The organism is Rathayibacter sp. AY1A5 (assembly GCF_002930875.1).
Classification (GTDB): domain Bacteria; phylum Actinomycetota; class Actinomycetes; order Actinomycetales; family Microbacteriaceae; genus Rathayibacter.
This window is the reverse complement of sequence record NZ_PSTM01000021.1, coordinates 50,728-60,368: the sequence shown is the minus strand read 5'-3', so window position 1 is coordinate 60,368 and position 9,641 is coordinate 50,728. Positions and strand designations below refer to the sequence as shown.

Below are 9,641 nucleotides of genomic sequence, written 5' to 3'. Positions count from 1 at the left end.
GGGGCGGCCGCTCTCGTCGATGACGACGTTGCCGGGATGCGGGTCGCCGTGGAGGGGCACGCGGGAAGTGGGCGTGCGGGCGCGCTTCAGCCGCCGCTCAGCGCCGGCGAGGGCGTCGAGGCGGGAGCGGTTCGCGCGCCACAGCGCGGTGAGGCGGGGGCGGGGCTCCGGCTGCGCGTCGATCCTCTCGTCGGTCTCGGCGAGGAGGTCGGCGAGCGGACGGCGGACGCGGCGGATGCCCCGCCGCACGGGAGGCGCGAGGGTCGGCGGCTCGGCGTCGTGCACGGAGCGCAGGACCGCGCCGAACCCCTCCCAGTCGAGGGCGTCCTCGCCGGAGTCGACGGCGTCCTCGCCGAGGATCCACGGCGCGACCGAGACCCGCAGCCCCCGGTCCTCCGCCCAGGGGCGCCCGTCGGAGGCGCGGTGCGGCGCCGCGACGCCCGGCACCCCCGACTCGCCCAGCGACGCCGAGAGCGCGAGTCCGAAGCGCCCGTCGCGGGCCGACGCCTTGACGCTCCACAGCGCCCCGGAGCCGTCGGCCGCGCACCAGACGCGCGCTCTGTGGTCGAGTCCGCCGACGACGGGCTCCAGGTCGACGAGGCCGACGCCGAACTCGCGGCGCACCAGAGCGCGCGCCCAGGCGCCCGCCTCCTCGATCGTGTTCATCCCGCTCATGCTGACGTGCGGGCGCCCCGCGAGCAGGTGCTTGCGCGATCGGTGATCGTAGGCATGGGTGCGGGCTGAGCCGCGTCTCAGGCTCGGGCTCCGGGCCGCCCGACGAGGAACCACGCCATCGACCCCAGGAAGGGCGCCACCACGACGGCGATCGTCCACAGGCCCTTCCGCAGGGGATCGAGGCCGGAGCGGAGGACCTGCGCGACCGCGAGGATCGCGACTCCGAGATACGCGGCCCCGCACAGGGCGGCGACCACGCTGGTGCCGAGCAGTGACATGTCCATCGCCCGACGCTACGCGCGGCGCGGCGCTGCCGGATCCGCCGCGGGGCGGAGACTCCCGGCGATGCGCAGCGGGCCTCGCTCAGCAGCCGAGGACACCGGTGATCGTCCGCGCGCCGTCGGCGGGGAAGAGGGCGAGCCGCTGCTCCGTCCCCTGCTGCCGGACCGTGAGAACGGGAGCCGTGAGCGCGTGACCGTGGTGGTAGCCCGTCACCGACTCGGGGGCGTCCCCGGCGGTGAGGGGCAGGAACGCGATCGGCGAGAGGTCCGCGTCGGCGCGGAACAGCGAGAGCGCCCTCGCGGTGACGACGGCCAGCAGCACGGGGTCCGGCTTCGCCGCGCGCAGCGCCGGGAGGTCGACCGCGGCTCCGGCGACCGCGAGCGTCCGCAGCGAGGCCAGCGTCTCCGGAGTGTTCAGCACCGCGGTGACGCCGCCGTCCGGATGCTCGGCTCGCAGCCTCTCGAGCCTCGGCCGGGACCACCGCTCCTCGACGCGCCGCCGGAGCCCGAAGCCGAGCACCGCGACGATCACCGCGGCCACCGCGAGCACCACGCCCCACCCTCCGTAGAGCTGGAACGCCCGGGCACCCGACCACGCCGCCGCGACGACCACCGTCGCCCCGAAGAACGCCTCGCTCCCGAGCGACCGCAGCCGGGACGACTGCACCTCCTGCGTCACGGGCGCTCCTCCGGGTCGGGCGGACCTCCGGGCGGGTCGCGTCAGCGCATGATCGCACCGGCGCCTGCGGGTCGGGCGGGATCCGCCGCCTCGCGCGGGAGGCCGGCTCAGCGCCCGCGCCGCGCCCGCGGATCGGTGAGGAGTCGGACCGGGGGGAGGTCGGCCAGGTCGGGGGACACGAAGCCGAGCACGTCGGAGTGGTGGTCGGCGGAGGCGCGGCGGAGGAAGGACCAGCACTTGAGCGAGGACGGGCGCCGGTCGAGGGGGAGGGGAGCGGCCTCCACGATGATCACGGTGGCGGAGCGGTGCAGGATCCGCACGGGCACGCGGCTCTCGCGGCCGTCGACGGTCCAGCTGGAGACGCCGCGGATGCGGCCGTCCTCGCGGTCGACGCCGACGGTGAGGACGCTCCGGAAGTCGTCGGACGCGGCGCCCATGCCGATCTGGAAGTCCCCGTCGGCGCCGTCGAGCACGAAGGCGACGTCGAGTCCGCGGCGGTGGCGGACGGTGAAGGTGGCGAGCAGGGGACCGCTCCCGAACCTCGGGGCCTCGTCGCGGGCCTGCCGGACACGCTGCTCCGCGTCGTCCCTGTCCATGGAGCCACTCCTGCCGTCCCGGCGGAGCGGGGCCCGCGCGCCCGTCGAGCCTAGGGGGAGCGGGGCGGCGTCAGCCCGCGCGAGGCAGCGTCACCCGGAACCGCGCTCCCACCGGTCCCTCCTGCGCCACCAGGTCGCCGCCGAGCGCCCGGGCCAGCCCGCGCGCGATCGGCAGGCCGAGGCCCGAGCCGCCGTCGGCGCGGTTGCGGGCGTCGTCGAGGCGGACGAGGCGGTCGAAGACGCGCTCACGGTCGGCCTCGGCGATGCCGGGGCCGTCGTCGTCGACGGTGATCGTGACGGAGTCGGCGGCCGCCTCGACGGCGACGTCGATCCGGGAGCGGGCGAAGCGGGCACCGTTCTCGAGGAGGTTGCCGAGCACCTGGGCCAGCCGGTCGGCGTCGGCGCTGACCCGGAGCGGCTCGGCGGGCCGGTGCAGCTCGATCGCGAGGCCCGGGCGGCGCAGCTCCTGGCGCTCGATCGCGGCCTCGGCGACGCCCGCGGGGTCCAGCGGACGCGACTCCACAGCCAGGCCCTCGTCCAGCCGCGCCATCAGCAGCATGTCCTGGATGAGGCGGCCCGCGCGCAGCGACTCCCGCACGACGTGCACCGAGAGGCGCTCGCGCTCCTGCTCGCCGCCGTCGGCGCGGACGAGCGCGTCGGCGGCGGCCTGGATGCCGGCGACCGGCGTCCGCAGCTCGTGCGCGGCGTCCGAGACGAACGCGCGCATCCGCTGCTCCGCCGCGAGGGCCGTCGCCTCGGCGGCGAGGGCGCTGCGCTCGGCCTGCTCGAGGTCGTCGAGCATCTCGTCGAACGCGGTCGCGGTGCGGCCGAGCTCGGTCCGCGGACGGGAGGGGCGCAGCCGCCGCCCGCGGTCGCCGTGCGCGATGTCGCGGGCCACGTCGGTCATCCGCTCGAGGGGCCGGAGGGTCGCGCGGACCACGACGATCAGCGCGAGCGCGGCCAGCAGGAGGAACACGGCCGACGCGCCGAGCAGGATCCCGTTCAGCTGCGCGAGGGTGCTGCCGACCGATCCGGCCTCGCTGGTGAGCTCGAGGCGGGTGCCGTCGCTCAGGGTCGACTCGAGGGTGATCAGCTCGTCGTCGGCGGCGACGCTGCTCGAGACGACGGTGGCGGCGGCGGAGGCGGCTCGGGGCGGGACGGCTCCGGAGGAGGAGCTCGTGCCGGGCGGCGACGGCGGCTCTCCGAGCTGGTCGGCGGCTCCCGGGCCCAGGCGCAGCTGCTCCGGGCTCGGCCCGGCCACGACGTCCTCGCCCTCGGGGCTCGTGATCCGCACCGAGACGCCCTGCGCCGAGAGGCGCGAGGCGAGGGCGTCGTCGGCGATCGTGCCGACCAGCGCGGCGGCGGCGGAGGCGCGGTCCTGCAGCCGCTCCTCGATCTGGTCGCGGAGGCGCTCGCCGAGCACCGCCTGCACCGTCGCCGAGAGGGCCAGGAGCAGCACGGCCAGCAGAGCGAGCACGGCCAGGACGGTGCGGAGGCGGAGCGAGCCCGTCCGCAGCGCGCCCGGCTGGGCGCGGCTCACGCCTCCACCCGGTAGCCGAGGCCGCGGACGGTGTGCACGAGCCGGTCGCCGTGCGCCTCCATCTTCTTGCGGAGGGAGCTGAGGTGCACCTCGACGAGGTTCGGGTCGACGTGGTCGTAGCCCCAGACCTGCGTGAGGATCTGGGTCTTGGTGAGGGTGCGGCCGCGGTTCCCGGCGAGGAAGGCGAGGAGGCGGAACTCGGTCGCGGTGAGGTCGAGGGCGACGCCGCCGCGGCGGGCGCGGCCCGACTCCGGGTCGACGACGAGGTCGCCGATCTCGACGACGGACGGGATGCGGCCGCGGCGGCGCAGCACGGCGGTCACGCGCTTGACGAGCTCGGCGAGCACGAACGGCTTCACCACGTAGTCGTCGACGCCCTCGTCGAAGCCGCGGAGGCGGTCGTCGACGGCGTCGCGGGCGGTGAGCATGATCACCGCCGCGTCGCTGCTGCGGCGGATCCGCTCGGCGAGCACGATGCCGCTCGGTCCGGGGAGCATCCAGTCGAGGATCACCAGGTCCGGAGCGAAGGTGCTCAGCTCGCGGGCGAGGTCCTCGCCGGAGACGAGACCACGGACCGTGAAGCGCTCGCTGCGCAGCGCGGTCTCGACGGAGGAGCGGATGGCGTCGTCGTCCTCGATGAGGAGCACACGGGCGGAGGAGGGCATGTGCTCGAATCTAGGGGCCGCGGATCGGGGCGCACCCGGCGTCTGCTGTGGAGGGTCTGTTCTTAAGTCCGGCTTCAGATTCGCCTTCGAATCTGAGATGGAACCGGCCGCAACCGATCCCGAACGGGGTCGGCACCGGGCCGGAACGAGGAGACACCCATGACCGAGTCGACCACCCCCGCCGAGAAGGGCTCGAGCTTCGGGCCGCGCCGTCCGAAGAAGCGCGCCCTGACCATCGGCATCGCCGTCGGCGCCCTCGGACTCGTCGCGCTCGGCTCGACCGCCGCGTTCGCCGCGACGCCGTCGAGCACGCCGACCTCCAGCGCCACCCCGCTGCACTCCACCTCGACCGACGCTCCGTCCACCGGTGCGCCGTCGACCGGTGCGCCGTCGACGGACGCGCCCGCCGAGGGCACCGCTCCCGACACCGAGGACGCCCCCACCGGAAGCTGACACCCGACCACCCGCCCCGCTCGCGCGGGGGAACGCCGACGGCCCGGAGGACACTGTCCCCCGGGCCGTCGGCGTCCGTCAGCGCGCGTCGCGGCGGCGGCGCGTGACTCCGAGCGCGAGCGCTCCACCGGCGAGCAGGGCGAGAGCCGCCGCGGCGGTCCAGCCCGTCTCGACGCCGGTGCTCGCGAGTCCCGAGCCGGTCCGCGGAGGAACGGCGCCGGCCGGAGCGGGAGCCGGCGTGCGGCTCGGCTCGGCCGAGGGGTGCGCGGTCGGCGCCGTGGTCGGCTCAGTCGTCGGCGCGACCGTGGGCTGCGCGGTCGGCGCCGTTGTCGGCTCAGCCGTCGACCCCGGAGTCGGCACCGTCCCCGCCTCGAATACGGACTCCGCGGAGCCGAGCGATGCGAGCACCGTCTCGCCGTTCGCGTCGTCCACGCCGTCGTTGTCGGTCACCGCGAACACCTCGCCGGAGCCGGTGATCCCGAGGCCCTCGAGCTTCTCCTGGGTCCAGCCGTTCCCGGCCTGCAGCGCGGGCAGCACGTCGACCGCGAGGGTCTTCTCGAGCATCGGCAGCGTCTCGCCGACCGCCGCGCCGGCCTCCGTCGGCAGCGGCACCGTGTACACGGCCTTCAGCGTGGCGTCCGGCCCGTTGAGCTTGTCGCGCTCGATCACCGCGAGCGTGCCCGCGGGGGTCAGCGTGATCTCCGAGAGCCCGTTCCAGTCGCCGTCCGCCCCGGACACGGCCTCCAGCGGGTAGCCGAAGAAGCTCCAGCTGTCGGCGGCGACGTCGTAGCGCCCGATCCGGACCACTCCGTCGGCGTCGATCGAGGCCTCGCGCTGCAGCGCCGTCCAGACGATCTCACCGGCGGCGCCGTCCTCGACGGTCACGCCCTCGAAGCCCTGCTTGCCCAGCGCTGAGGCGAGCTCCGCGGGCAGGGCGATCCGCTCGGTCACCGCGGCGTCCGCGTCGAGTCGCAGGAGCGCGTTGCCGTCGCCTGTCCCGCCCTCCGTCACGGCCCAGAAGCCGCCGTCGATCCGGGCGGCGATCCCCTCCAGATCCAGAGCGGCGGGCTCGCCGCCCTCGGTCACCGTGAGCGTCGTGTCGAGCAGCGCCGGCGAGACGGAGGTGTCGATCGAGTGGAGGGTGCTCGGCGCGTAGGCGCTGTCGCTCACCGCGTACAGACGGTCGGGCGCCGCCGGGTCGGTCGAGAGGCCCGAGAGCGCGCCCCAGGGCAGCGGCGATCCGTCGACGTCGGCCGACAGCACGGTCGGGAACGCGGGGGCGGAGGCGCCGAGCGCGTAGAGCTGCACGCTCGCGCGGACGGCGGCCTCGGCGTCGTCGGTCTCGCTCGAGACGACCAGCAGGTCGCGCTCGGGCAGGGCGAGCAGCCCCTCCGGGCCGGGCGTCGACGGCAGCGCCTGCACGAAGCGCGGCGCGGTCGGCTCCGACACGTCGTAGACGGCCACGAAGTTCGCCCGCTCGGCGCCGACGAACACGTAGGGGACGCCGTCGAAGGTGGCCGAGAGCAGGCCCTCGGGCTCGGAGCCCTTCGCGTCGGAGCGCTTGTCCGGGTAGAGCCCGAGGCGCACCGCGAGGTGGTCGAACGAGTTCCCGGCGTCCCACTGCACGGCCCCGGTCGCGGCGTCGAGGATCGACCAGCCGCGCGTGCCGCCCTTCCAGTCGCCCTCGTTCGCGATCGCGACGTGGTCGTCGCCGACCCAGCCGATCGCGTCGGGCTCGCGCGGGACGTCGGTGATCGAGCCGGTCAGCGAGATCGAGTCGTCGTCGAGCGTGTCGATGCCGCCGACGGAGGCGGTGCCCGCGGTGTACGAGGCGGTGACGGAGCGGGTGGCCAGGTCGACGATCGCGACGGCGTTGTTCTCCTGCAGCGTCACGGCGACGGCCGTGTCGGCCGGGTTGATCGAGACGTACTCGGGCTCCGGGTCCGACGGGGTGTCGAGGCCGGCGAGACCGGTGAGGTCGACGTGCTCCGGCACCCAGGCGGAGGGGTCCCCTGCGAGGTCCATCACCACGAGCTCCCCGGCGGTCGCCTGCGGGAGGTCGCCCTCCTCGCCGCCCTCGGGGGCGAGGTCCTCGTCGCGCTGGTTCTCGATCGCGATGACCGCGGTCGAGCCGTCGGTGGTGACGTCGATGGAGTCGGGCTGGCCGCCGAGCTCGATGCTCGCGACGGGCGCGAGGTCGTCGGCGTGCAGCACGCTGACGTGGCCGGAGGGGTTCGCGAAGTCGCCGTCGCTCGTGTCGACCACCGCGAGGACGTACTCGCCGGTCGCGTAGACCGACGTCGGCTCGCCGCCCACGCCGACGCCGCCGCGCGGCTCGGGGGCGTCGGGGTCCGAGATGTCGAGGACGTCGATGCGCTGCCCGGCGGAGTCCGTCGAGTAGACCAGGCGGCCGTCGGGCGACGCGCTCGAGATCTCGGCGACGGCGGAGTCGGCGGACGGGTCGGCCGCGTTGAGGTAGGCCGGCACCGTGGCGATACGGGTGAAGAAGGAGTCGCCCGCGGCGGAGGCGGGCAGGGCCGCGGCTCCGAGGGTGCAGCCGGCGAGGGTGACGGTGAGGGCGAGGGCGGCGGTGCGGGTGCGGGTATGACGAGAGGACACGGGTCTCCTGAGCGGCTTCGAAGGAACCCGCCCACGCTGGCCGCCCCCGGTGAACGCGCCGCCGCCCGCAGGTGTCCGCCCGGCGAACGCGCGGTGGCGGAGCCGCGACCGGGCGGGGGTCTCGAGACGCCGCGTGCCGCAGTCCGCCGCACGGACGCCTCGAGATCCGCCAGGCGGCGTGGTCAGCGCGCGAGGCCCTCCGCGGCCGAGCCCCAGGAGCCGAGGGCCGCGCGGACTCGCTCGTCGCGCGCGAGCGTCAGCGCCTCCGCGTACCCCTCCTCCAGCACGTCGTCGAGCCGCACCCGCGCACCCGTCTCGGAGGAGCGGACCGCCGCCTCCACCATCGCGAGGCTCCGCACGTTCGAGTGCACCTCGCCCGAGGGCACCGCCCCCGAGCCCAGCACCCGCACGAACTCCGCGAGCGAGCCCGCTATCTCCTCGGGCACGGGCTCGAGCGTGGCGGTCCGCACCGCCTCCGACTCGCGCGACTGCCACTCCGGAGCGCCGTCGCCGTCCCAGTGCGCGGTGCCGCCGGCCCCGTTCACGCGCCAGTCGCCGTTCCACGAGGTCTCGAGGCCGTCGGCGCACCAGCTGCCGGTGTAGCTGAAGCGCACTCCGCCGGCGAACTCGAACACGGCGCTCGCCGCGGCTCCGTCGGCGTACCAGCTCCAGGCCGGGTTGTACTCCTCGCAGTAGACCGCGACCGGGTCGCTGTCGAGCAGGTACCGCGCCGCGTCGAAGGCGTGGATCGCCATGTCGACCAGGAGCACGTGGTCCATCTCGTCGCGGAAGCCGCCGAAGCGGGGCGCCTTCGCGAAGTGCACGGAGGCGGTGCCCAGCTGCCCGAGCCCGGCGATCTGCTCGCGGAAGGCGGTGATCGCCGCGTAGTAGCGGCGCGACTGGCTGGTCATCAGGAGCCGGCCCGAGGCCTCGGCCGTCGCCGCGAGCACCAGCGCCTCGGCGATGGTCGGCGCGATCGGCTTCTCGGAGAGCACGGGCAGCCCGGCGAACAGCGCCTCCGAGCTGACGGGCAGGTGCGCCCGCGGCACGGTCACGTTGACCACGGCGTCGGCGCCGGAGCGCGCGGCGACCTCGGCGACGGAGGTGCCGACCGCGACCGGGCCGACCCCCTCCTCCTCCGCGGCAGCCGTGGCGAGGTCGACGTCGAGGTCGACCAGGCCGACGAGCTCGGCGTCCGGGGAGTCGCGGATGGTGCGGATCCAGGCGCGGCCCATCGCGCCGGCGCCGACCTGGACGAGGCGGACCGTCATCGGACGAGCGCTCCCTCGTAGTCCTGGCCGTTGTGGAAGTCCTCGGTCTCGTAGCGCTGCAGCACCGGGAGGCGGCGCTCGGGGCGCGAGGAGCGCACCCACTCGACGCCGTTCGCGATCACGCGGCGCACCTCGGCCTGGTGGTAGACGGGGTAGTCCTGGTCGCCGGGGGAGAAGAAGAAGATGCGCCCGTGGCCGCGCTTCCAGGTCATGCCGGAGCGGAAGACCTCGCCGCCCGTGAAGGTCGAGAGGAACACGAGCTCGTCGGGCGCCGGCACGTCGAAGAACTCGCCGTACATCTCCTGCTGCGGGATCAGGAAGGGGTGCGGGATCCCCTGGGCGATGGGGTGCGTGGGGTCGACGGTCCAGACCAGCTCGCGGTCCTGCTCCGAGCGCCAGCGCAGCGTGCAGGTGGTGCCCATGAGCTTGCCGAAGATCTTCGACCAGTGGCCGGAGTGCAGGACGACGAGGCCCATGCCCGAGAGGACGTGACGCTGGACGCGCTCGACGATCTCGTCGGAGACGTCGCCGTGGGCCATGTGGCCCCACCAGACGAGCACGTCGGTGGCGTCGAGGACGTCCTCGGTGAGGCCGTGCTCGGGCTCGTCGAGCGTGGTGGTGGAGACGGTGGCGCGCTCGCCGAGGTTCTCGCGGATGCCGTCGGCGATCGTGCTGTGCATGCCGTCGGGGTAGATCGCGCGGACCTTCTCCTCGATCTGCTCATGGCGGTTCTCGCCCCAGACGAGGACGCGGACGGGGGAGGAGGGTGTGGTCACGGTGTTCCTTCTTCGACGGTGGAGACGGTGCGGCGGTGGGCGGCCCGACACGGGGTTAACCGCTTTACCGGCCGCGTCTCCTAGGA

The 9,641-nt window shown here is 75.0% G+C and carries 10 protein-coding genes; 1 reads left to right on the top strand and 9 read right to left on the bottom strand.

The genetic code is table 11. The features are described from left to right. The 6 genes from C5B98_RS13775 to C5B98_RS13750 form a co-directional block, all read right to left on the bottom strand. The coding region (locus C5B98_RS13775) for a phosphotransferase (RefSeq protein WP_181065550.1) at window positions 1-666 on the bottom strand (666 nt) is incomplete at its 3' end. 86 nt (window positions 667-752) lie between these two features. Beyond that, window positions 753-959, bottom strand: a complete 207-nt coding sequence (locus C5B98_RS13770; RefSeq protein ID WP_104225196.1) for a PLD nuclease N-terminal domain-containing protein — start codon at window positions 957-959, stop codon at window positions 753-755. A 79-nt stretch (window positions 960-1,038) separates the two neighbouring features. Continuing rightward, window positions 1,039-1,635, bottom strand: a complete 597-nt coding sequence (locus C5B98_RS13765) for a hypothetical protein (protein ID WP_104225195.1) — start codon at window positions 1,633-1,635, stop codon at window positions 1,039-1,041. A gap of 107 nt (window positions 1,636-1,742) precedes the next feature. Beyond that, a complete protein-coding gene (locus C5B98_RS13760) occupies window positions 1,743-2,231 on the bottom strand; it encodes a hypothetical protein (protein WP_104225194.1) in 489 nt (162 codons plus the stop codon). Window positions 2,232-2,301: 70 nt separating this feature from the next. Beyond that, a complete protein-coding gene (locus C5B98_RS13755; protein ID WP_104225193.1) occupies window positions 2,302-3,771 on the bottom strand; it encodes a HAMP domain-containing sensor histidine kinase in 1,470 nt (489 codons plus the stop codon). Continuing rightward, a complete protein-coding gene (locus C5B98_RS13750; RefSeq protein ID WP_104225192.1) occupies window positions 3,768-4,436 on the bottom strand; it encodes a response regulator transcription factor in 669 nt (222 codons plus the stop codon). Before C5B98_RS13750 ends, C5B98_RS13755 begins: the two co-directional genes overlap by 4 nt. Window positions 4,437-4,595: 159 nt before the next feature. Here C5B98_RS13750 and C5B98_RS13745 point away from each other — a divergent pair, with 159 nt between their 5' ends. Next, window positions 4,596-4,889 (top strand): hypothetical protein, encoded by a 294-nt coding sequence (locus C5B98_RS13745; RefSeq protein ID WP_104327941.1) that lies wholly within the window; start codon window positions 4,596-4,598, stop codon window positions 4,887-4,889. A gap of 78 nt (window positions 4,890-4,967) precedes the next feature. Here the strand turns inward: C5B98_RS13745 and C5B98_RS13740 are convergent, their stop codons facing one another. From C5B98_RS13740 to C5B98_RS13730, 3 genes are all read right to left on the bottom strand, one after another. Next, the gene (locus C5B98_RS13740) at window positions 4,968-7,508 is read right to left on the bottom strand and encodes an esterase-like activity of phytase family protein (protein ID WP_104224319.1); all 2,541 of its coding nucleotides are present in this window, start codon (window positions 7,506-7,508) and stop codon (window positions 4,968-4,970) included. A 182-nt stretch (window positions 7,509-7,690) separates the two neighbouring features. Beyond that, window positions 7,691-8,779, bottom strand: a complete 1,089-nt coding sequence (locus C5B98_RS13735) for a Gfo/Idh/MocA family protein (protein WP_104224318.1) — start codon at window positions 8,777-8,779, stop codon at window positions 7,691-7,693. Next, window positions 8,776-9,555: a ThuA domain-containing protein gene (locus tag C5B98_RS13730; protein ID WP_104224317.1), complete on the bottom strand. Its 780-nt coding sequence runs from the start codon at window positions 9,553-9,555 to the stop codon at window positions 8,776-8,778. The genes C5B98_RS13735 and C5B98_RS13730 overlap by 4 nt, the downstream gene beginning before the upstream one ends. Window positions 9,556-9,641 lie beyond the last annotated feature (86 nt).

Coding starts and splice junctions, on each gene's coding strand:
- C5B98_RS13770 (WP_104225196.1), bottom strand. CDS start 959: ATGGACATGTCACTGCTCGGCACCAGCGTGGTCGCCGCCCTGTGCGGG.
- C5B98_RS13760 (WP_104225194.1), bottom strand. CDS start 2,231: ATGGACAGGGACGACGCGGAGCAGCGTGTCCGGCAGGCCCGCGACGAG.
- C5B98_RS13750 (WP_104225192.1), bottom strand. CDS start 4,436: ATGCCCTCCTCCGCCCGTGTGCTCCTCATCGAGGACGACGACGCCATC.
- C5B98_RS13745 (WP_104327941.1), top strand. CDS start 4,596: ATGACCGAGTCGACCACCCCCGCCGAGAAGGGCTCGAGCTTCGGGCCG.
- C5B98_RS13735 (WP_104224318.1), bottom strand. CDS start 8,779: ATGACGGTCCGCCTCGTCCAGGTCGGCGCCGGCGCGATGGGCCGCGCC.